The sequence below is a fragment of the Lactobacillus iners genome, from assembly GCF_011058775.1.
Lineage (GTDB): Bacteria > Bacillota > Bacilli > Lactobacillales > Lactobacillaceae > Lactobacillus > Lactobacillus iners.
Genome location: NZ_CP049230.1, coordinates 786,885 through 812,161, shown reverse-complemented (window position 1 = coordinate 812,161; position 25,277 = coordinate 786,885). Strand labels below are relative to the sequence as shown.

The following is a 25,277-nucleotide window of genomic DNA, read 5'->3' as shown; positions in this document are numbered from 1 at the left end:
CAAAAAATAATTATGGGAGAAGTATTAAAAATGAAGCTATCAAAAAATAATATTCAAAGCAAACTGCAGAAAGAGGCACATCAAATACCTCACTTCAGTATACGAAAGCTTACTATAGGAGCAGCTTCTGTTTTACTGTCGACTTCACTGTATTTAAACTGGAATAATTTAAATGCTTTGGCTGCTGAAAATAGCAGCACCAAGCATGGAACATATGATGTAAATAAAAAGCAGGAAAATCCGCCTGCAGCCAATGAAAGCTTGAAGACCACTAATAAAATGGTAGATAAAAAATTGGTTAATCAGAAGGTAAATCAGACAGATGCTGAACTTAAAGCCCACATAGCAACTGCTGAGAATTTAAATTCTGATAAGATTACCCCAAAAACCAATCAACAACTTGATTTGGCGATAGCTACAGCTAAAACAGCTATTCAGAGTTATTCTGAAGATGCTAAAAAAGATACTGCTCATCGACTAAAGACTGTTGTTTTACAGGCCAAAAAAGAAGCAGCAGAAAAGACAAAAAAGGAATCTGCCAAGTCAGTTTCTGTTGATAATTTAAAAGCTTTATCGGATCAGCTGTTTGATAAAACAATGCACCTTGATCAAACTAAGGCTGATAAGGGTGAGTTACAAAAAATTATTGATTTTGGAATTGAATTAGATAGCTTTTTGAAAAATAAAAATCTTAAGGCTGAACAGCTCAATAATTATGAAACTAATGCAAAGAGAATGTTAGCATTAGTAGATAAATTACCTAAGATCCAAATTAATGCTCATGGCAAGTCCATGCCACAATCTCGCAGTTACGCAGATCGTGATGGTGAAGATCGTGATTTTGATCTTAAGAATTTATCCTTGCATAAGCCATTAAGTGCTAAAGAATTTAATTCAGACCAATTTAAACTGCAACAAGAAAAGAATTCAGCTATTGCTTTCTTACAATATGCTTTGAGCTGGAATAATAATCCACAAAATACAGTTGTAGATGAAACAGCTGGTGGCAATAAGGTTAAAGATGAAGAAATCAAGGAAAATGCCATATTAGGTATTAATGTTGCAAATAATAGAGAGCAAATAAGACAATGGTTGGACTATGTATTTTGGCATAAGCGTGGCATGTTTATCGTGCCACAAAGTCCAGATGGAAATACAACTGGTAATGATGTATTTGCCTTGTATAAACCTGGTACCTTTTTATATGGTACGCATAATAATGCTAAAGAAATACCAACTGTTAAAGAGATTCATAATACTGTTTATGTTAAGAATTCACTAATTAAGGATCAAACTGGTAAGTTAGTAGGTTATCATTGGACAGTTGAATTTAATCATCAGCATGCCGATCGTAAAAGTGGTCACTATTATTTCACGACGCCAAAAGGTCAGAGTATTGTCAGCTCTAACGATTCAAAAAATGGAGTTAAATTTGCAGATGCAGCTATTGTTTCTACAGATGCATCGGGTCATAGTAAAACTTTGACTGGTAAAGGATATACTGTTGATAGCATTTGGCAAAATGCAACTCAAAATGATTTTTTGCCAGCAGATAGAGTGTCAGGTACTGCTCAAGGACCAGAAACATATTATGGTAAGCAAAGTTGGAAAACATATACTAGAAACGGTGTCAATCTGTGGTGGGGCGGTGGCAGTTTTAGCAGATGGAACTATATCGGATCAGCTCATACTTTAAAAGACATTATTTATAAGCATTACTGGCAAGGATCTAATTACCCACAATCTGGTTGTACCAAACTTAATAAAGATGAATGGGGCGATGAAGCAAAATTTACTAACAGCCGTGATGGCATTAAGATGGGTCCATTTATTGATAACTTATATAAATATAAGTATGACTTTAATAAAGGTGAATCTAGTGATTACCAACGTATTGATTATGCACAATTGATTCAAGAAAACACTGACCGTGTTTATATGTTTGAATCTAAACAAGACGATACTAATACATATAAAATCACTTTTGATACTAGAATTGATGACCCTAAATCAACTAATGTTCATAATCCATATTATGCTGCTGGTTACCACTCTTATGAAAATAAAACTACGGTTAATTATATGCAGTGGGGCGGACTACGTTTTAAACCAGAACTAAGTATTACCATTAATGGTAAGAAAAATAATATTTTAGTTGATCCTCAAACGCATAATGATTATGTAGAAGTTCATGAAGGTGAAAAGACTAAGATATCATTGAATAGTAAAAATGATAAACAGGGTCTTGCCATGTGGTCTACTGACTATAAGAGTACGTCTGCATTGTCTTGGCAATTAGGAAAAGCTGATGAAAATCTTTTTAACGCTGATTATAAAGAAACACCTGTTGACGCAGATAATAATGCTGCTAATCCATATGTTCACCAAAATGCAAGAATGGAATTATCTGGTGTAGTTATTGCTAAACCTGGTTCTGAAATGAATATTGCCTGGGCTGGTTCTGGTATGCCTAATTTCACTGATGATGATATTACTAGTATTTATGGTGATAAAACCAAAATGGATGATGGCTTAAATGCCTTTTTACCTAACCGTGAAATCAGATCTGTTAACGTACGTGTAATACCTGCAGCAGCTTATGCTCAGAAAACTAAAATTGCAATTAGATTTAAGGGACAACAGATTGTTCTAAGTGAGCAAGAAAAACAAGATATCAAAAAGACTATCTATGATGCTAATAAAGATCATTATGATATTAAAAATGGTGAAAATGGTATTACAGTTGATAATTCCGGAAATGTAAGCTTTACTATTCAATTTAATGCCGCTAAACATAAAGGCGATCGAGCAAATATGCAGTATCGCACTTTAAAGCTAAAACCTGCAGATACTTTGAGTTATACAACTATTGATATTAAACCAGTAGATGGATCTGCTTCATTTAGTTTGAATAGTAAAAATGGTGTAATTGATCCTACGTTGACTATATATAACCATGAACCATATCAAGTTAAAGTCAATGCAACCGATACGACAAGTAAGATGAACGATTTCTTGACGAATGGTGGTACAAATGTTACAGGTTTATCAACAGATCATAATGAATATCAGAAAAATCATCGCGGGATGCAGGTTGACGATAAAACACCATATGTTTTGACGATGAATGGTCAAGGATTATCTAAAGATGGTAAAACTTACAAGATTAAATTTGAATCTTGGGATGGTAATGATACCAAGACTGTGTCACAAGAGGTTAAGGTAGTAGTCGCAGATCAAGCAGGACGTTATCAGAATAAGGTTAAAGGCAGAACCTGGACTGTAGAAGTTAATGATAAAACTGCTGATCATTTAAAACCTGATAATTTTGTAGACGATAGTACTAAAGCTATGTTAGGTAAGGCACCATCAGGTGTAGCAGGTAAAACAGGAGTTACTTATACCTTTAAAAATGGTGTTCCTGCCCATGATCATGTAACTAAAGGAAATACTCCGAAAGATGTTACGGTTGTAGCTAAATTTACGGATAATTCAACTTTAGAGATTAAGGGTAAGTTAATTGTTAACGATACGCAAAACCCTATTGTTGAGTTTGATACTACAGATCATAAAATTGTCAATGAAGGCAATAATAATTATCGACTAAATGTATATTCAAATGAAAAATTTGATGTAGCAATTAAAGCTCATGATAATAGTAATATTGTGCAAGATTTGCGTGTAAAATATGGAAATACTTTACCAAATTGGATAAGTTCAGATGAAGATCAAGTCCAAACTAAATATAAGTCTGATACAAAAGGTAAGCGTGATAGTAAAGGTACAAGTAATAATCCATATATTATTCACCTTACTGGTACGGTGCCGAATAATATGGTCAATCAAACATATAAGGTATCTGCTACAGCATGGGATGATGTTGATCATACAGGAACAGCCAATTTAGAAATCCATGTTTTACCACAGTGTGACAAATATAAGAATTTATTACAAGGTAATACACAAACAATCGAAGTAAAAGAAGCTATTCCAGATATTAAGACCTTTGTCACAGCTAAGGGAGTCAAATTACCAAATAATGTTAAGTATACTTATAAAGGAACTGGTTTCGATAATACCAATATTAAAGAGCAGAATGCTGTTATTAAGTTGACTTTTGCTGATAACTCATATATAGAAGTTAATGCTAAACTTAATGTTCAAGATACACACTTAGCAACCGTTCAATTTGCATCAACAGACGCTCATGTGAAAATATCAGACAAGAAATACATCCAGTCAACAAAACCAAGTGATACTAAACAAAGTTCAGTAACAATTACTGCTTATGTGAATGAACAATTCGGTGTCAATGTTAATGCTAATGATAATTCAGGTCATATTCAGGACGTACTATTATCAAAGGATAATGGCTCTTTAGCTTGGATGACTTCTAATGAGCGTGATTATCAACAACATAATAGATATAAAGCAGTAAGTGAGAGTAATCCATATCAAATACAATTAACGGGTACGCCAACTACTAAAGGAACAAGTACTGCGGTGATCAAAACATGGGATGGTGCTAATCATGAAGGTGATATTAAATTTACTATTAATGTTTTAGATCAAGCAGCTCAATTTGATGGCGATAAGTTAAATGGTGCTACCAAAACAGTAGAAGTTAATGATAATGTAGTTTTGTCACCGACTGATTTTGTGGATGCTAAAACACAAGCTTTACTTAAAAAAGCTGCAAATGACGTAAAGTATACGTGGACTACTAGTGATGGTAAGCAACCAGCCAATAATACCGTATCAACCAAAACAAATGGCAAGTATCAACCTTCAGATGTTAAGATCATTGCGAAGTTCAGTGATGGTTCAACTAAGACAATTACTGGTCACTTGATAGTGCAGGATACTAAAGCTCCTACTGTAAAATTTGAAGAGACTCCAAATGTTACAGGCAATAAAATTACAATTGGCACTGAAACTAGCAACAATCAAAAGTCAGTGACAATTACAACATATCGTAATGAAAAATTTAGCTTTGATGTTAAAGCCAATGACAATTCTAAGTTGGTAAGTGATGTTAAATTGACTGGTACAACTTTGGAAGGAACATCGACCGACCATGATAGTAAAAAAGATCATGGCACTGATCCATATAAACTCACTATTTCTGGCTCATTTACTCCTACTACACAAACTGGACAATATACACGTACAATTCAAGCTACCGATAAAGCAGGCAATAGTAGTAATACGTCATTCAAATTCTATGTTAAGGAACAAGCAGCTCAATTTGATGGGCAAACATTGACAGGGCAGACACAGACAGTTACTCTTCATACCAAGATAAATCAAAATGAAGTAGAGCGTTATGTTTCTGATGCTACCAAGTCTCTATTAAAAAAGGCAAATGGCAACGTAACGTATAGTTTTAAAGATATGAAGGAATTAAGTACCGATGCAGTGTCTGCTGATGGTAAACAAGTTCATGTAATAGCTACTTTCAGTGACAAATCTACTAAGGAAATTATTGGTACTTTAATAGTTAATGATAAGAATGCTCCAACTGTTAACTTTGTCAAAGGAACTAATTCAGGACCAGTTCAAATTGATAATCAAAGTAAAACTATCACAGTATATCGTAATGAAAACTTCAATATTAATGCTAATGTGAAAGATGACTCTAAAGTTGTTAATGATGCTAAGTTAACTTCTAAAGATACAGCTACACATAACGAATTTACAATTACTACTGATCATGATAGTAATCATAATCACGGTCATGATCCGTATGTTTTGAATATTAGTGGTAGCTTTACTGATAAAGCAACATTAGGTAATTATTCAAGAACAATCCATGCTGTAGATGGTAACAATAATTCTGGTGATACTAATTTCAAATTTGTTGTTAAAGAGCAGGCCGCTCAATTTGATGGTGATCAATTAAATGGAGCAACTAAGACAGTTGAAGTTAACTCAGGTTATACACCTAAGGCAGAAGACTTTATTGATAAAGCAACTAAGCAAAAGTTAGATGCAGCTAATGGCACTGAAAATTATGCTTTTGCAAAACAGCCAACTATTGATAAAGTGAAGACTGAAACTGTTCCAATTACTGTTACATTTAGTGATGGTTCCCACAAGGTAATTAACGGTACATTAAAAGTTCAAGATACTACTGTTCCTTCATTAAAATTAATAAAAACTAATTCTAATAAGAAAAATAGAGTAGGGGAAATAACATGCACTCCATCAGATAGTAAACATAAAAACTCTACTGCAACTGTTGTTGTATATCGTAATGAACAATTTAGTATTCAAGCCTTAGCCACTGATAATTCAAATATAATTAATGATGCACGTTTCCACGGTTCTGCTGCTGATATTACTGATAATCATGATGTATATCAAGCACAGTATCGTGGCAAAAAAGGAAAAGTCAATGATCCATATGTGGTTACTATTGAAGGTGGTTTTTCAAAAGATTTAAAATTTGATCCAAATACTCATACCAAGACAATAGACGGATCTTATGTTCGTGCATGGGATGGTGTTGATAATACCAATGATTTGAAGATCAAATTTATTGTTAAGGACCAGTCTGCTCAATTTGATAATGATAAATTGAATGGAACAACCAAAGTTGTTGAAATTAATTCTGCAAACATACCTCAGGCTCAAGACTTCATTGATCCTGCAACGCTTAAAAAATTAAATTCTGCAAAAGATGGTATAACTTGTACATTTGTAGGTGATAAAGCACCAAAAATTGATACCGTTAAGATAAATGAACCAGTAAATGTCGTTGTAACCTTTAGTGATAAATCTACTAAGACAATACAGGGTCACTTGACAGTTAAAGATACTACTGCACCAGTGATTACAGTATCTAAAGCCGAAAAGGGTAAGTGTGTTGTTAATGGTGATCAGATAACTGTTTATAATAATGAACCATTTAATTTAAATGTAAGTGCTGTTGATAATTCCAATCATGTTTCTAATATAACTATTGAGGGTACACATGAAGGAGTATCGCTGACATCTGATCATAAGGGTGAAGGGTCTAAAGCTAAACCTTATACTGCTGTAATTAGTGGTACTTTTAATGATAAAGGTACACACACTATTACATTAGATGCAACAGATGCAAGTCATAATAAAGGTACGAAGAAATTAACTGTTGTTGTTAAAGATCAAGCAGATCAATTTGATAATCAAACTCTTACAGGTATTACAAAAACAGTTGAAGTAAATGATGATAGTGTATCATTAAAGCCTGAAGATTTTGTATCTCAAGATACTAAGGACTTATTAGGTAAAGCTACAAAAGGTGTTAAGTGGACATTTGTTGATAATAAAGAATTAGATAAATCTAAGGTAACAAGTGCAAATACTGGTAAAGAAGTTCATATTAAGGCTGAGTTTGCAGATAAAACATCTAAAACTATTGTAGGTCATTTAATTGTTCAAGATACTAAGGCACCAACGCTAGAACTTGTGTCAAGTGATCCAAAGAGTAAGGATATTGTGGTTACTAAAGGATCTGATAATAGTTACAATATAACAGTATATCGTGGTAGAGAATTTAAATTACTTGCTAAAGCAACAGATAATTCACATGTTGTTACTGATGTAAATATTGCTGGCGGTGACATTAACGGATTTAGTAATGATCATGATACATATATTAAGAATCTGGCCAAAAATCCTAAAGGAACGAGTAAGGATCCATATGTTCTTACAATGAAAGGAACTTTTGCAAACGACTTTTCTACAGGATTGTATACAAGAACAGTTACTGCTAAAGATGCTTCAGGACATAGTACTACAATTACCATGAAAATCACTTTGAAATCACAAAATGAACGGTTCAAAGATGAATTTCATGGATATAAAGTTTTAGTTCCAGAGCAATTAGATTGGCCACAAATATTTAAGGCTGAAAATCAACCAGTACCGCCTAAAGATTTTGTTGCAATACCTGCTGACGCACCAGATAATTTATCTTATAGATTTGAATGTGACGATAGCGGAAATCCATGTATATATGTAGATTTTGCAGATAAATCATCATTAAAGTTATCATTGGAGACAATCACAGCTGATGCCCAAAATAAAAATAGAGTTGCAGAAACTATTCAACGTAACATCATTATTAGAAAAGACGGGCAATCAACAACTTCGGTACAAAAAGTTGAATTTATTAGATACATTATTTTAAAATCAGAAGGTATTTCTAAGATATCTTCTATAGCATTAGACAAAGATCTTCGTTCTGCATCTATAAGTGATGAGTATGGTCAATGGTTAACGAAGTCTAAGAGTAATGATAATGTAGTTACATATAGTGATAATGCTGAGTTATCTAAATATGATGCTAAAAATATAGTAGGTTATCAAAAGGTTGAAACTGCCAATGATACGTTAGAAGTTAAACCAAATTCTAATGATAGTATTAATAAGTATCTAATTGAAAAGACTGATGAAAATGATTTCTCACCTGCTAAAAAGATACCAGATATAGTTATTGAATATAAGCGGTTAGATGATGTAATCCCAGTCGGACCAAATGTCCAGAAGCCAGCCGGGTATGTGACGGTAACATTCTCCGCCGGCGATCATGGTAAGCTATCCGAGACGGGTCATAAGAGCTACTATGTAAATCCAAAGACCGAGACGGATCTGAGAAGTGAAGCCCCAATGGTCGAAGCCGAGATCGGGTATAAGTTCACGCAATGGGATAAAGAGCTGAAAGGTAAGTTCACGAGTGATACGACGATCACGGCCCAATACACGAAGTACGATGATGTAATCCCAGTCGGACCAAATGTCCAGAAGCCAGCCGGGTATGTGACGGTAACATTCTCCGCCGGCGATCATGGTAAGCTATCCGAGACGGGTCATAAGAGCTACTATGTAAATCCAAAGACCGAGACGGATCTGAGAAGTGAAGCCCCAATGGTCGAAGCCGAGATCGGGTATAAGTTCACGCAATGGGATAAAGAGCTGAAAGGTAAGTTCACGAGTGATACGACGATCACGGCCCAATACACGAAGTACGATGATGTAATCCCAGTCGGACCAAATGTCCAGAAGCCAGCCGGGTATGTGACGGTAACATTCTCCGCCGGCGATCATGGTAAGCTATCCGAGACGGGTCATAAGAGCTACTATGTAAATCCAAAGACCGAGACGGATCTGAGAAGTGAAGCCCCAATGGTCGAAGCCGAGATCGGGTATAAGTTCACGCAATGGGATAAAGAGCTGAAAGGTAAGTTCACGAGTGATACGACGATCACGGCCCAATACACGAAGTACGATGATGTAATCCCAGTCGGACCAAATGTCCAGAAGCCAGCCGGGTATGTGACGGTAACATTCTCCGCCGGCGATCATGGTAAGCTATCCGAGACGGGTCATAAGAGCTACTATGTAAATCCAAAGACCGAGACGGATCTGAGAAGTGAAGCCCCAATGGTCGAAGCCGAGATCGGGTATAAGTTCACGCAATGGGATAAAGAGCTGAAAGGTAAGTTCACGAGTGATACGACGATCACGGCCCAATACACGAAGTACGATGATGTAATCCCAGTCGGACCAAATGTCCAGAAGCCAGCCGGGTATGTGACGGTAACATTCTCCGCCGGCGATCATGGTAAGCTATCCGAGACGGGTCATAAGAGCTACTATGTAAATCCAAAGACCGAGACGGATCTGAGAAGTGAAGCCCCAATGGTCGAAGCCGAGATCGGGTATAAGTTCACGCAATGGGATAAAGAGCTGAAAGGTAAGTTCACGAGTGATACGACGATCACGGCCCAATACACGAAGTACGATGATGTAATCCCAGTCGGACCAAATGTCCAGAAGCCAGCCGGGTATGTGACGGTAACATTCTCCGCCGGCGATCATGGTAAGCTATCCGAGACGGGTCATAAGAGCTACTATGTAAATCCAAAGACCGAGACGGATCTGAGAAGTGAAGCCCCAATGGTCGAAGCCGAGATCGGGTATAAGTTCACGCAATGGGATAAAGAGCTGAAAGGTAAGTTCACGAGTGATACGACGATCACGGCCCAATACACGAAGTACGATGATGTAATCCCAGTCGGACCAAATGTCCAGAAGCCAGCCGGGTATGTGACGGTAACATTCTCCGCCGGCGATCATGGTAAGCTATCCGAGACGGGTCATAAGAGCTACTATGTAAATCCAAAGACCGAGACGGATCTGAGAAGTGAAGCCCCAATGGTCGAAGCCGAGATCGGGTATAAGTTCACGCAATGGGATAAAGAGCTGAAAGGTAAGTTCACGAGTGATACGACGATCACGGCCCAATACACGAAGTACGATGATGTAATCCCAGTCGGACCAAATGTCCAGAAGCCAGCCGGGTATGTGACGGTAACATTCTCCGCCGGCGATCATGGTAAGCTATCCGAGACGGGTCATAAGAGCTACTATGTAAATCCAAAGACCGAGACGGATCTGAGAAGTGAAGCCCCAATGGTCGAAGCCGAGATCGGGTATAAGTTCACGCAATGGGATAAAGAGCTGAAAGGTAAGTTCACGAGTGATACGACGATCACGGCCCAATACACGAAGTACGATGATGTAATCCCAGTCGGACCAAATGTCCAGAAGCCAGCCGGGTATGTGACGGTAACATTCTCCGCCGGCGATCATGGTAAGCTATCCGAGACGGGTCATAAGAGCTACTATGTAAATCCAAAGACCGAGACGGATCTGAGAAGTGAAGCCCCAATGGTCGAAGCCGAGATCGGGTATAAGTTCACGCAATGGGATAAAGAGCTGAAAGGTAAGTTCACGAGTGATACGACGATCACGGCCCAATACACGAAGTACGATGATGTAATCCCAGTCGGACCAAATGTCCAGAAGCCAGCCGGGTATGTGACGGTAACATTCTCCGCCGGCGATCATGGTAAGCTATCCGAGACGGGTCATAAGAGCTACTATGTAAATCCAAAGACCGAGACGGATCTGAGAAGTGAAGCCCCAATGGTCGAAGCCGAGATCGGGTATAAGTTCACGCAATGGGATAAAGAGCTGAAAGGTAAGTTCACGAGTGATACGACGATCACGGCCCAATACACGAAGTACGATGATGTAATCCCAGTCGGACCAAATGTCCAGAAGCCAGCCGGGTATGTGACGGTAACATTCTCCGCCGGCGATCATGGTAAGCTATCCGAGACGGGTCATAAGAGCTACTATGTAAATCCAAAGACCGAGACGGATCTGAGAAGTGAAGCCCCAATGGTCGAAGCCGAGATCGGGTATAAGTTCACGCAATGGGATAAAGAGCTGAAAGGTAAGTTCACGAGTGATACGACGATCACGGCCCAATACACGAAGTACGATGATGTAATCCCAGTCGGACCAAATGTCCAGAAGCCAGCCGGGTATGTGACGGTAACATTCTCCGCCGGCGATCATGGTAAGCTATCCGAGACGGGTCATAAGAGCTACTATGTAAATCCAAAGACCGAGACGGATCTGAGAAGTGAAGCCCCAATGGTCGAAGCCGAGATCGGGTATAAGTTCACGCAATGGGATAAAGAGCTGAAAGGTAAGTTCACGAGTGATACGACGATCACGGCCCAATACACGAAGTACGATGATGTAATCCCAGTCGGACCAAATGTCCAGAAGCCAGCCGGGTATGTGACGGTAACATTCTCCGCCGGCGATCATGGTAAGCTATCCGAGACGGGTCATAAGAGCTACTATGTAAATCCAAAGACCGAGACGGATCTGAGAAGTGAAGCCCCAATGGTCGAAGCCGAGATCGGGTATAAGTTCACGCAATGGGATAAAGAGCTGAAAGGTAAGTTCACGAGTGATACGACGATCACGGCCCAATACACGAAGTACGATGATGTAATCCCAGTCGGACCAAATGTCCAGAAGCCAGCCGGGTATGTGACGGTAACATTCTCCGCCGGCGATCATGGTAAGCTATCCGAGACGGGTCATAAGAGCTACTATGTAAATCCAAAGACCGAGACGGATCTGAGAAGTGAAGCCCCAATGGTCGAAGCCGAGATCGGGTATAAGTTCACGCAATGGGATAAAGAGCTGAAAGGTAAGTTCACGAGTGATACGACGATCACGGCCCAATACACGAAGTACGATGATGTAATCCCAGTCGGACCAAATGTCCAGAAGCCAGCCGGGTATGTGACGGTAACATTCTCCGCCGGCGATCATGGTAAGCTATCCGAGACGGGTCATAAGAGCTACTATGTAAATCCAAAGACCGAGACGGATCTGAGAAGTGAAGCCCCAATGGTCGAAGCCGAGATCGGGTATAAGTTCACGCAATGGGATAAAGAGCTGAAAGGTAAGTTCACGAGTGATACGACGATCACGGCCCAATACACGAAGTACGATGATGTAATCCCAGTCGGACCAAATGTCCAGAAGCCAGCCGGGTATGTGACGGTAACATTCTCCGCCGGCGATCATGGTAAGCTATCCGAGACGGGTCATAAGAGCTACTATGTAAATCCAAAGACCGAGACGGATCTGAGAAGTGAAGCCCCAATGGTCGAAGCCGAGATCGGGTATAAGTTCACGCAATGGGATAAAGAGCTGAAAGGTAAGTTCACGAGTGATACGACGATCACGGCCCAATACACGAAGTACGATGATGTAATCCCAGTCGGACCAAATGTCCAGAAGCCAGCCGGGTATGTGACGGTAACATTCTCCGCCGGCGATCATGGTAAGCTATCCGAGACGGGTCATAAGAGCTACTATGTAAATCCAAAGACCGAGACGGATCTGAGAAGTGAAGCCCCAATGGTCGAAGCCGAGATCGGGTATAAGTTCACGCAATGGGATAAAGAGCTGAAAGGTAAGTTCACGAGTGATACGACGATCACGGCCCAATACACGAAGTACGATGATGTAATCCCAGTCGGACCAAATGTCCAGAAGCCAGCCGGGTATGTGACGGTAACATTCTCCGCCGGCGATCATGGTAAGCTATCCGAGACGGGTCATAAGAGCTACTATGTAAATCCAAAGACCGAGACGGATCTGAGAAGTGAAGCCCCAATGGTCGAAGCCGAGATCGGGTATAAGTTCACGCAATGGGATAAAGAGCTGAAAGGTAAGTTCACGAGTGATACGACGATCACGGCCCAATACACGAAGTACGATGATGTAATCCCAGTCGGACCAAATGTCCAGAAGCCAGCCGGGTATGTGACGGTAACATTCTCCGCCGGCGATCATGGTAAGCTATCCGAGACGGGTCATAAGAGCTACTATGTAAATCCAAAGACCGAGACGGATCTGAGAAGTGAAGCCCCAATGGTCGAAGCCGAGATCGGGTATAAGTTCACGCAATGGGATAAAGAGCTGAAAGGTAAGTTCACGAGTGATACGACGATCACGGCCCAATACACGAAGTACGATGATGTAATCCCAGTCGGACCAAATGTCCAGAAGCCAGCCGGGTATGTGACGGTAACATTCTCCGCCGGCGATCATGGTAAGCTATCCGAGACGGGTCATAAGAGCTACTATGTAAATCCAAAGACCGAGACGGATCTGAGAAGTGAAGCCCCAATGGTCGAAGCCGAGATCGGGTATAAGTTCACGCAATGGGATAAAGAGCTGAAAGGTAAGTTCACGAGTGATACGACGATCACGGCCCAATACACGAAGTACGATGATGTAATCCCAGTCGGACCAAATGTCCAGAAGCCAGCCGGGTATGTGACGGTAACATTCTCCGCCGGCGATCATGGTAAGCTATCCGAGACGGGTCATAAGAGCTACTATGTAAATCCAAAGACCGAGACGGATCTGAGAAGTGAAGCCCCAATGGTCGAAGCCGAGATCGGGTATAAGTTCACGCAATGGGATAAAGAGCTGAAAGGTAAGTTCACGAGTGATACGACGATCACGGCCCAATACACGAAGTACGATGATGTAATCCCAGTCGGACCAAATGTCCAGAAGCCAGCCGGGTATGTGACGGTAACATTCTCCGCCGGCGATCATGGTAAGCTATCCGAGACGGGTCATAAGAGCTACTATGTAAATCCAAAGACCGAGACGGATCTGAGAAGTGAAGCCCCAATGGTCGAAGCCGAGATCGGGTATAAGTTCACGCAATGGGATAAAGAGCTGAAAGGTAAGTTCACGAGTGATACGACGATCACGGCCCAATACACGAAGTACGATGATGTAATCCCAGTCGGACCAAATGTCCAGAAGCCAGCCGGGTATGTGACGGTAACATTCTCCGCCGGCGATCATGGTAAGCTATCCGAGACGGGTCATAAGAGCTACTATGTAAATCCAAAGACCGAGACGGATCTGAGAAGTGAAGCCCCAATGGTCGAAGCCGAGATCGGGTATAAGTTCACGCAATGGGATAAAGAGCTGAAAGGTAAGTTCACGAGTGATACGACGATCACGGCCCAATACACGAAGTACGATGATGTAATCCCAGTCGGACCAAATGTCCAGAAGCCAGCCGGGTATGTGACGGTAACATTCTCCGCCGGCGATCATGGTAAGCTATCCGAGACGGGTCATAAGAGCTACTATGTAAATCCAAAGACCGAGACGGATCTGAGAAGTGAAGCCCCAATGGTCGAAGCCGAGATCGGGTATAAGTTCACGCAATGGGATAAAGAGCTGAAAGGTAAGTTCACGAGTGATACGACGATCACGGCCCAATACACGAAGTACGATGATGTAATCCCAGTCGGACCAAATGTCCAGAAGCCAGCCGGGTATGTGACGGTAACATTCTCCGCCGGCGATCATGGTAAGCTATCCGAGACGGGTCATAAGAGCTACTATGTAAATCCAAAGACCGAGACGGATCTGAGAAGTGAAGCCCCAATGGTCGAAGCCGAGATCGGGTATAAGTTCACGCAATGGGATAAAGAGCTGAAAGGTAAGTTCACGAGTGATACGACGATCACGGCCCAATACACGAAGTACGATGATGTAATCCCAGTCGGACCAAATGTCCAGAAGCCAGCCGGGTATGTGACGGTAACATTCTCCGCCGGCGATCATGGTAAGCTATCCGAGACGGGTCATAAGAGCTACTATGTAAATCCAAAGACCGAGACGGATCTGAGAAGTGAAGCCCCAATGGTCGAAGCCGAGATCGGGTATAAGTTCACGCAATGGGATAAAGAGCTGAAAGGTAAGTTCACGAGTGATACGACGATCACGGCCCAATACACGAAGTACGATGATGTAATCCCAGTCGGACCAAATGTCCAGAAGCCAGCCGGGTATGTGACGGTAACATTCTCCGCCGGCGATCATGGTAAGCTATCCGAGACGGGTCATAAGAGCTACTATGTAAATCCAAAGACCGAGACGGATCTGAGAAGTGAAGCCCCAATGGTCGAAGCCGAGATCGGGTATAAGTTCACGCAATGGGATAAAGAGCTGAAAGGTAAGTTCACGAGTGATACGACGATCACGGCCCAATACACGAAGTACGATGATGTAATCCCAGTCGGACCAAATGTCCAGAAGCCAGCCGGGTATGTGACGGTAACATTCTCCGCCGGCGATCATGGTAAGCTATCCGAGACGGGTCATAAGAGCTACTATGTAAATCCAAAGACCGAGACGGATCTGAGAAGTGAAGCCCCAATGGTCGAAGCCGAGATCGGGTATAAGTTCACGCAATGGGATAAAGAGCTGAAAGGTAAGTTCACGAGTGATACGACGATCACGGCCCAATACACGAAGTACGATGATGTAATCCCAGTCGGACCAAATGTCCAGAAGCCAGCCGGGTATGTGACGGTAACATTCTCCGCCGGCGATCATGGTAAGCTATCCGAGACGGGTCATAAGAGCTACTATGTAAATCCAAAGACCGAGACGGATCTGAGAAGTGAAGCCCCAATGGTCGAAGCCGAGATCGGGTATAAGTTCACGCAATGGGATAAAGAGCTGAAAGGTAAGTTCACGAGTGATACGACGATCACGGCCCAATACACGAAGTACGATGATGTAATCCCAGTCGGACCAAATGTCCAGAAGCCAGCCGGGTATGTGACGGTAACATTCTCCGCCGGCGATCATGGTAAGCTATCCGAGACGGGTCATAAGAGCTACTATGTAAATCCAAAGACCGAGACGGATCTGAGAAGTGAAGCCCCAATGGTCGAAGCCGAGATCGGGTATAAGTTCACGCAATGGGATAAAGAGCTGAAAGGTAAGTTCACGAGTGATACGACGATCACGGCCCAATACACGAAGTACGATGATGTAATCCCAGTCGGACCAAATGTCCAGAAGCCAGCCGGGTATGTGACGGTAACATTCTCCGCCGGCGATCATGGTAAGCTATCCGAGACGGGTCATAAGAGCTACTATGTAAATCCAAAGACCGAGACGGATCTGAGAAGTGAAGCCCCAATGGTCGAAGCCGAGATCGGGTATAAGTTCACGCAATGGGATAAAGAGCTGAAAGGTAAGTTCACGAGTGATACGACGATCACGGCCCAATACACGAAGTACGATGATGTAATCCCAGTCGGACCAAATGTCCAGAAGCCAGCCGGGTATGTGACGGTAACATTCTCCGCCGGCGATCATGGTAAGCTATCCGAGACGGGTCATAAGAGCTACTATGTAAATCCAAAGACCGAGACGGATCTGAGAAGTGAAGCCCCAATGGTCGAAGCCGAGATCGGGTATAAGTTCACGCAATGGGATAAAGAGCTGAAAGGTAAGTTCACGAGTGATACGACGATCACGGCCCAATACACGAAGTACGATGATGTAATCCCAGTCGGACCAAATGTCCAGAAGCCAGCCGGGTATGTGACGGTAACATTCTCCGCCGGCGATCATGGTAAGCTATCCGAGACGGGTCATAAGAGCTACTATGTAAATCCAAAGACCGAGACGGATCTGAGAAGTGAAGCCCCAATGGTCGAAGCCGAGATCGGGTATAAGTTCACGCAATGGGATAAAGAGCTGAAAGGTAAGTTCACGAGTGATACGACGATCACGGCCCAATACACGAAGTACGATGATGTAATCCCAGTCGGACCAAATGTCCAGAAGCCAGCCGGGTATGTGACGGTAACATTCTCCGCCGGCGATCATGGTAAGCTATCCGAGACGGGTCATAAGAGCTACTATGTAAATCCAAAGACCGAGACGGATCTGAGAAGTGAAGCCCCAATGGTCGAAGCCGAGATCGGGTATAAGTTCACGCAATGGGATAAAGAGCTGAAAGGTAAGTTCACGAGTGATACGACGATCACGGCCCAATACACGAAGTACGATGATGTAATCCCAGTCGGACCAAATGTCCAGAAGCCAGCCGGGTATGTGACGGTAACATTCTCCGCCGGCGATCATGGTAAGCTATCCGAGACGGGTCATAAGAGCTACTATGTAAATCCAAAGACCGAGACGGATCTGAGAAGTGAAGCCCCAATGGTCGAAGCCGAGATCGGGTATAAGTTCACGCAATGGGATAAAGAGCTGAAAGGTAAGTTCACGAGTGATACGACGATCACGGCCCAATACACGAAGTACGATGATGTAATCCCAGTCGGACCAAATGTCCAGAAGCCAATAGATAATATTTCTAATAACGATACTATTGGTAACGATTTAATGAATAATACTTCTGATCTAAACAATGAAGCAAATAAATCATTAACTGCAAATAAGCCAAAAGATTTATCCACAACTGAAAAGAAAACTAATTCCAAAATTACTAAACGCTTACCTCAAACAGGTGAAAAAGAAAATTCTGTTTTAGGATTATTGATTATAGGGCTTAGTGGATTATTAGGAATTGTTGATCGTAAGAAGAGAAAGGATAAATAATATAGACTTATTAAACGAAAAGTCGGTAAATTAAAATTACCGGCTTTTTTGTTTGGTATTATCAATGAATATAATTGTTTTTTTGTATAAACAGAAATATCATATAATTTATATGTTATTGTTAAGGTGGTAATGTTGTATGAAACAAAAGGGAATGTTACTAGGACTAGTTCTGATGATTATAGGCATAGTATGTTGGTTAATGGTAAAATATGTTCTATATGATATTAAGGTATTGTATCCTGTAGGATGTATAATTTTATGTGTTGGTGGCTTGATAGTTACGATTAACTTATTTATTAATACCGTTAAGGACGATAAAATATTACGTAGTAAGATTGATCAAAAAAAGGAAAAAGAATAGAAAATGTTAGATTTGTTAGTATCGCCTGCTCAGTGGGCTTATTTTGATAATTGGTATAATTTTATATCACCAACTATATTTTTGGCTTTTGGAGCATGTTTTATTTTTGTAGGTTTATTACCAATTAGTTGCATAAAAAATAAGATTACTATTACATTGTTTATAATCAATGTTTGTTTAGGACTTATCTTGGCAGCGGTTGTTTATGTGCATAATCAAAGTGCAAAAGAGTATTTTAAGGAATCACATTATGTCAGTGCAATGACTAGAACGTATAGTTTTCAATTATTTTCTAAACGATATTATGCTTATGATGACGTTGATACACTTAGATACATTTCTGATCCTAGTACACCATTAGCCATAAAATCAGTATATAAGGCTACTCAAGTAAAAGAACCAATTACATACTTGGGTAAAGACGATGGCTATGTTTATATAAAAATGCACAATCAAAAACTGAAGTTTGGCAAAGATATTTGTCGAAAAGTAAATGGTAATGTTGCATATATGACTGGTTATCGATTTGATATGCGATCAGCTGGATTTAGTAAAATTGGATTTTTAAAATTGCCAAATTATTTTAGAGATAAGTTAGAAATACCAGCCAAATTATGGAATACTAAAGCACCGCAAAAAGTAATTAATAATTATGATCGACCAGGATTGGTTGGACATTGGATAACAGATTCATGTAAATGATAATAGATTACTATTTTATGTATTTGATTAAAAAGGTGAGAATTTGTGTCAATAACTAGTATAACTGCTAATTTAATAGTCATTGGTATAGCTTTTTTGATAGCTATTTTTTTCGTAGTGTCAGAGTTTGCGTTGGTGCAAACACGTTCTAGTCAATTAGAGGATCTTATTGCTAATAAGCAAGGAAATATTAAGAAATTACACCGTGCTTTGCATATGGTAAAAAATCTTAATGAATATTTATCTACTACTCAGGTGGGTACTACTTTGGTAGGAGTCATTCTTGGTTGGGTTGGACAAAGCACTATTGAAAAAGGATTGACTAAGTTATTTGGTATGGCTAACTTGTTTGGCGGAAAAACTAATGCTATTTTAGGAGCAACCGTTGGTGTAATTTTGCTGACTTATTTGGAAGTTGTTATTACTGAGATAGTACCAAAAAATGTTGCTATAGATATGCCAGTTAAATGCTTAATGGCTATTGTCAATCCATTAGTTATGTTTCATATAATCGTGTATCCATTCGTTTGGCTTTTAAATCATTCTGCTGATTTATTTTTAAAATTAATGGGATTACATACTGCTGGTGAAGAGAAAGAGGTTTATTCGCAATCTGAAATTTTGCGTTTATCTCAAAAGGCTGTAACTGGTGGATCACTTGATCAAGATGACTTACTTTACATGGAGCGAGCATTTGAACTTAATGATAAAGATGCTAAAGATATCATGACCGATAGAACTAGAGTTGAAGTTTTAGATGTTAAAGATAACGTTAAGCAGGCATTACATATGTATTTGGAAGAAGGTTATAGCCGTTTTCCTGTTGTACGTGATAATGACAAAGATGATGTTGTTGGTTATGTATACTCTTATGATTTAGTTAAGCAAAGTATAGATGATAGTGATGTTCCAATTAGTCGTTTAATTAGAGCAATTATTACTGTACCTGAATCTATGAAAATTCAAGATATTTTAAAATTGTTAATCAAAAAGCATACACCAATTGTTTTAGTGGTTGATGAATATGGAGGAACGTCAGGTATCGTTACAGACAAGGATATCTATGAAGAACTTTTTGGTAGTATTAAGGATGAAATTGATGATGTTGCTGATGAATACATTGTCAAAGATGAAACAGGTATTATTCGTGTTTCGGGAAAAACTACTCTTTATGATTTTGAACGTTACTTCCATACTAAATTAAAAGCATTTCAGGATAATGATATTATTACCGTGGGTGGTTATTTTATGGAGCAATATCCGGATTTGAATGCAGGTGAATTTGTTGAATTAGAAGGCTTTAAATTCAAATTGGTGGCAATAGAACAAGGTTTTATGCGATGGTTTGAAGTTGAAAAAATAGTTAAAGATACGCCAATTAACGAATAATATTGCCCTTTTTGTCAAATTTATGTGATATTAATACTGATAAAATGTTATAATCACATTATGTCAAAGGATTAAATGAATGGGGATAAGAAATGGCTAATTGCGACAATATTTCTAGTATTATTGATAGAAGATTGTTTACTGAAGAAGATATTAAATTGATGTGTAAACGATTGGGCAAGGAATTGACTAAAGAATATGCTGGCAAGGATTTGTTAGTTATCGGTGCACTAAAAGGTGCGGTATTTTTCTTAACTGATTTGGTTAGAGAAATGGATGTACCTTTGCAAATGGATTTTATGGATGTTTCTAGTTATGGTGATTCTATGGAATCTAGTGGCAAAGTTAGATTGGATGTTGACGTGCAGACAGATGTCAAGGGCAGAGATGTCTTGATTGTTGAAGACATTGTCGATACTGGTCATACAATGAAGTATATGAAAGATTTATTGGCAAGTCGAGGTGCTAATAGTGTTAAGTGTTGTGCTTTATTGAATAAAACCGAGCGACGTGTAGATGATGTTGATGTAGAATATTATGGATCTATTGTTGAAAATGAATTCGTAGTAGGCTATGGTCTTGATTTAGCTGGACGGTATCGTAATTTGCCATTTGTTGGTGTATTAAAGCCAGAAATTATAGCAAAATATACCAAGTAATATAAAGATTGATAGTAATTTGACAGTACTTAGTAAATGCTAAGTGCTGTTTTTGATGTTTAAGTGGAATGTAATGTATTTAAAAGAGATAAGAGAAGTTTTAAACGACGAAAAAAAAGCTAGACCGACATTAATTCAAGAGCGAACATATGATGCTTTGAAAAACGGTGAAAGTATTGTAGGATTGGCTAAAACGGGAACAGGTAAGACCTTAGCTTATGGATTGCCTATTTTAGAACGTGCTAGAGAAATTGGCGGTCTTGCTGTTATTTTAGAGCCGACAAGTGAGTTGGCAGTGCAGACTAAAAATGTTTTGTTACCGTATGTTAAAGCCTTGGGCTTAAAATCTATAGCTCTTGTTGGAGCAGGTAATCGAAATCGGCAAATGGAACAGTTAAAAAAGGAAAAACCAAGTATTTTAATTGCTACACCAGGAAGATTATTTGATTTCATCTCTGCCAAAAAAATTAATTATCAGGACATTAAGGCATTAGTAATTGATGAAGCTGATGATATTTTAGAATTTGCTAAGTTAGATTTGCTATCAGCTTTGGGACAAAATTTGTCCTCGGATGCACAAATTGTATTATTTGGTGCTTCAGAGTCATCGATTACTAAAAATTGTGAAACAATTTTTGAACGGTCATTTTTTCTAATTGATGTACGTTCTGAACAAAAATTGGCAGTTAAACATTATTTCTTACAAGTATCTAATGAATATAAGATTCAATTTTTGCAAAGATTGACTAAACTAGATAAATTTAAAGGCTTAATTTTTTTCAGTTCTAATGAAAGCCAAATGCGTTTTGCTAGAATAGTTGCACATACTAAAATGCGATTTGCTATTTTGAATAATGAAATGGATAAGACAGTACAAAAAAATATACTGACTTCTTTTCAAAAAGGCAAAGTGAATTTGCTTTTTGTAACTGATTTAATTGCAAGAGGGTTAGATTTATCTGAAGTAACTTATGTTGTTAATTTTGAGATACCAGACGATGCAAATACTTATTTACATCGTAGTGGTAGAACCGGGCGGATGAATAATGCGGGTTATGTTGTTAACTTAGGTGATGATCACGATTTTCGTAAATTAAAGAAAATGATCGCACCAGTAGAAGTTAAGCAAGTATACTTTAAGGGTTATCAGCTAGTGACAGAAAAACCGCTGCCCAAAGCCAAGGATAAAAAAGTAGTTTCGACGTCAGAAACTAAGAAAAAGGGCAAAAAGAAAAATAGATGGAAAAAGCAGAAAAATAAAGGATATCACGCAAAAAAGCAGGATAAATAAATCCTGCTTTTTATATAATGATTCGGGTGAGACTCGAACTCACATCTACAGTTTAGGAGACTATCGTTCTATCCAGCTGAACTACCGAACCGAAACCATAGTCTATTATATAAAAAAATCTATGAGTAGTACAAGAGAAAGTTTATTTAAAAGCTGTGTTGAGCATAATGAAAATAAACGTAAAAATAAGTAATTGGCAAATGATGGCAACAAATAACATTTTTTTACGCAAATTTGCATTTTTCTTTTTATCCATGCTAATAACTAGACACACACTAACTATAACAATCAAAATACCTGTCAGATAAATTAAATAAATCATATCATTTCTCCTTAGCAATGTTGTTAATATAATTAAAACACAATCTTTACAATATTTCTTGTTCAAAATTAAATAAAATTAAGGTATAGTAGTATTGATTGTGGAGGTAATTATGAAACAGATTAAAGTAATGACTGTTTTTGGTACAAGACCAGAAGCTATAAAGATGGCACCATTAGTATTAAAATTAAAAGCTGATGAAAGGTTTGATGAAGTTACTGTTGTTACGGCTCAGCATCGTGAGATGTTGGATCAAGTATTAGAAATTTTTGATATTAAGCCTGATTATGATTTTAATATTATGCATAAAAATCAAACTTTAGGTGAAATTACCTCAAAAGTTATGTTGGATTTATCTAAAGTTATACAAGATGAACAACCTGATATAGTTTTAGTTCATGGTGATACGACTACTAGTTTTGCTGCTGGGTTAGCTACTTTTTATGAACAAAAGAAATTAGGGCATGTTGAGGCTGGTTTAAGAACTTGGAATAAATATTCACCATATCCTGAAGAAATGAATCGTCAGATGACAGATGATTTAACCGATTTATATTTTGCACCAACGTCTTTGAGCAAGCAGAATTTGTTAAAGGAGAATCATAATTCTGATAATATTTATATTACAGGTAATACAGCAATAGATGCCCTTAAACAGACAGTTCAAAAAGATTATCATCATGAAGTGTTAGATAAAATCAAAGCTGGTAATAAAATAATTTTGGTTACTATGCATCGTCGTGAAAATCAAGGTGAACCGATGCGACGTGTATTTAAAGTGATGAAGCAGGTGGTTGATTCACATAATGATGTTGAAATTATTTATCCAGTGCATTTATCTCCACGTGTTCAAGCGGTTGCTAATGAAGTTTTAGCAGGAGATCCTAGGATTCATTTAATAGCTCCATTGGACGTAGTTGATTTCCATAATTTAGCTAAAAGATCTTATTTCATCATGACAGATTCTGGAGGCGTACAAGAAGAAGCTCCATCTTTAGGTAAACCAGTGTTAGTGTTAAGAGATACTACTGAACGACCTGAAGGAGTAGCTGCAGGTACATTAAAATTAGTGGGAACTGATGTAGATGTGGTTCGTAAAGAAATGATTACTTTATTGGAAAATAAGCAAGCATATGAGAAAATGGCTAATGCTAATAATCCATATGGTGATGGTTGTGCATCAGATAGAATTATTGAAGCAATAGCATCATATTTTGAACCTAATCTATATTGCAAGCCTTCTGATTTTAAGTAGTCGCCTTCTTGATTTTATAGATAAAAAAATTGACATATTCGGATTGTACCGATTATGCCAATTTTTTTATTTTTTAAAAGCAGCGAGCATTTCTTTGGCTGCGTTTTCAATTAAAATTACATCATGATCGTCAACAGCATTTTCAATTTTAACGGGGTTAGCAGCCTGTGTTGCCCCACATTTTTCAAATGCTTTTTTAAAGTCGTCTACATTTTCGCAGTAATGTTCTTTATAGATTTTATCACCAGATCCCATGACGGCAAATTTTTTACCAGATAAATCGAGTTGGATAAGTTGCTCATAGAAATCATCTAATTCATCTGTAAAAATTCCTTCACCATATGTATAGGTGACCATAATACATAAATCTGCATCTAGGTAAGAAGTAGCATCTGCAAAACTGACGTCAGTATTTGTAACATCAAATCCCAATGTTGTTAACTCTTCGGATAAAATTTCTGCCATATCTTCGTTATTGCCTGTCATACTTGCAAAAACAATTTGTGCTTTCATTGAAAAGTATCTCCTTTAAGATTATCATCTTTATTAATTATACTAGATTAAATAATTAATATATAGAGAAAAACTTTGTAAAAAGCTTTATAATTAAAATGATTATAACATTCAATATAAGGAGAATAAATTTTGATTACAATCAAGTCTAAAAGAGAATTAAAAGGAATGCAAAAATCAGGTCGTTTGTTAGCCTCATTATTTGAGGAATTACGTGAGGTAATTAAACCAGGTATTTCCACATGGGAGATTGAAAAATTTGCTCAAAAATATGTTAAAAGTCATGGTGGCAGATTATCTGAACAAGGCTTTGAAGGATATAAATATGGAACTTGTATTAGTGTAAATGATGAGATAGCTCACGCAACTCCGCGAAAAGATAAGATTTTAAATGAGGGTGATCTAGTTAGTGTAGATGTAACTTGTAATGTTGATGGATATGAAACAGATTCATGTACTACATATCCAGTAGGTAAGATCTCGGCAGAGGATCAACGCTTATTAGATGTGACTAAAAAGGCTATGTATTTAGGTATTGATCAAGCTATAGTTGGTAATAGAATTGGTGATATAGGTTCTGTTATTCAAAAGTATGTTGAAGATGATAACCATTTTGGTGATGTTAGAGAGCTAGTTGGTCATGGCATTCAACCGACTATCCATGAAGATCCAGAAGTACCTCATTTTGGTAAAGCTGGGCATGGATTGCGTTTGAGAGAAGGAATGACCATTACTGTCGAGCCGATGGTTGAAGCTGGCGGAGATTGGCGTATCTTACAAAAGACAGTTGAAGATCCTAATGACGATTGGGTTTATTATGCTACTCCTGATGGTTCTAAGGCTGCACAATTTGAACATACTTTTGCGATTACTGCTGATGGCCCTAAAATTTTAACATTACAAAAACCATATGATGGATTTGAAAAGTATTTACCCCATTTTGATGAAGAGTAATA

The 25,277-nt window shown here is 38.8% G+C and carries 10 protein-coding genes and 1 tRNA gene; 8 read left to right on the top strand and 3 right to left on the bottom strand.

Annotated elements, in window-relative coordinates; genetic code table 11:
• Positions 1-30 precede the first annotated feature (30 nt).
• The 6 genes from G6Z82_RS03985 to G6Z82_RS03960 all read left to right on the top strand — a co-directional run bounded on the left by G6Z82_RS03985 (position 31) and on the right by G6Z82_RS03960 (position 22,231).
• Positions 31-17,826 (top strand): sialoglycan-binding domain-containing protein, encoded by a 17,796-nt coding sequence (locus G6Z82_RS03985; RefSeq protein ID WP_164785666.1) that lies wholly within the window; start codon positions 31-33, stop codon positions 17,824-17,826.
• Between the two features lie 139 nt (positions 17,827-17,965).
• On the top strand, positions 17,966-18,190 hold the full coding sequence (locus G6Z82_RS03980) for a hypothetical protein (protein WP_006729820.1): 225 nt from the start codon (positions 17,966-17,968) through the stop codon (positions 18,188-18,190).
• Between the two features lie 3 nt (positions 18,191-18,193).
• The gene (locus tag G6Z82_RS03975; RefSeq protein ID WP_006729821.1) at positions 18,194-18,892 is read left to right on the top strand and encodes a hypothetical protein; all 699 of its coding nucleotides are present in this window, start codon (positions 18,194-18,196) and stop codon (positions 18,890-18,892) included.
• A 45-nt stretch (positions 18,893-18,937) separates the two neighbouring features.
• Positions 18,938-20,281: a hemolysin family protein gene (locus G6Z82_RS03970; protein ID WP_006729822.1), complete on the top strand. Its 1,344-nt coding sequence runs from the start codon at positions 18,938-18,940 to the stop codon at positions 20,279-20,281.
• A gap of 92 nt (positions 20,282-20,373) precedes the next feature.
• Complete coding sequence (hpt, locus tag G6Z82_RS03965; protein WP_006729823.1) at positions 20,374-20,940, top strand: hypoxanthine phosphoribosyltransferase; 567 nt, start codon at positions 20,374-20,376, stop codon at positions 20,938-20,940.
• Between the two features lie 73 nt (positions 20,941-21,013).
• On the top strand, positions 21,014-22,231 hold the full coding sequence (locus tag G6Z82_RS03960; RefSeq protein WP_164785829.1) for a DEAD/DEAH box helicase: 1,218 nt from the start codon (positions 21,014-21,016) through the stop codon (positions 22,229-22,231).
• Positions 22,232-22,249: 18 nt separating this feature from the next.
• Here G6Z82_RS03960 and G6Z82_RS03955 read toward each other — a convergent pair.
• Positions 22,250-22,322, bottom strand: a tRNA-Arg gene (locus G6Z82_RS03955).
• 51 nt (positions 22,323-22,373) lie between these two features.
• Positions 22,374-22,553: a hypothetical protein gene (locus tag G6Z82_RS03950; protein ID WP_164785828.1), complete on the bottom strand. Its 180-nt coding sequence runs from the start codon at positions 22,551-22,553 to the stop codon at positions 22,374-22,376.
• 112 nt (positions 22,554-22,665) lie between these two features.
• On the opposite strand from G6Z82_RS03950, the gene wecB reads away from it, so the two are divergent.
• Positions 22,666-23,808, top strand: coding sequence for a non-hydrolyzing UDP-N-acetylglucosamine 2-epimerase (gene wecB, locus G6Z82_RS03945; RefSeq protein WP_006731650.1), 1,143 nt, complete (start codon positions 22,666-22,668; stop codon positions 23,806-23,808).
• Between the two features lie 66 nt (positions 23,809-23,874).
• Here the strand turns inward: wecB and G6Z82_RS03940 are convergent, their stop codons facing one another.
• Positions 23,875-24,321: a flavodoxin gene (locus G6Z82_RS03940; protein WP_006729827.1), complete on the bottom strand. Its 447-nt coding sequence runs from the start codon at positions 24,319-24,321 to the stop codon at positions 23,875-23,877.
• Between the two features lie 132 nt (positions 24,322-24,453).
• Here G6Z82_RS03940 and map point away from each other — a divergent pair, with 132 nt between their 5' ends.
• Positions 24,454-25,275, top strand: a complete 822-nt coding sequence (gene map, locus G6Z82_RS03935) for a type I methionyl aminopeptidase (protein WP_006730166.1) — start codon at positions 24,454-24,456, stop codon at positions 25,273-25,275.
• Positions 25,276-25,277: the final 2 nt, after the last annotated feature.

Coding starts and splice junctions, on each gene's coding strand:
- G6Z82_RS03985 (WP_164785666.1), top strand. CDS start 31: ATGAAGCTATCAAAAAATAATATTCAAAGCAAACTGCAGAAAGAGGCA.
- G6Z82_RS03980 (WP_006729820.1), top strand. CDS start 17,966: ATGAAACAAAAGGGAATGTTACTAGGACTAGTTCTGATGATTATAGGC.
- G6Z82_RS03975 (WP_006729821.1), top strand. CDS start 18,194: ATGTTAGATTTGTTAGTATCGCCTGCTCAGTGGGCTTATTTTGATAAT.
- hpt (WP_006729823.1), top strand. CDS start 20,374: ATGGCTAATTGCGACAATATTTCTAGTATTATTGATAGAAGATTGTTT.
- G6Z82_RS03960 (WP_164785829.1), top strand. CDS start 21,014: ATGTATTTAAAAGAGATAAGAGAAGTTTTAAACGACGAAAAAAAAGCT.
- G6Z82_RS03950 (WP_164785828.1), bottom strand. CDS start 22,553: ATGATTTATTTAATTTATCTGACAGGTATTTTGATTGTTATAGTTAGT.
- wecB (WP_006731650.1), top strand. CDS start 22,666: ATGAAACAGATTAAAGTAATGACTGTTTTTGGTACAAGACCAGAAGCT.
- G6Z82_RS03940 (WP_006729827.1), bottom strand. CDS start 24,321: ATGAAAGCACAAATTGTTTTTGCAAGTATGACAGGCAATAACGAAGAT.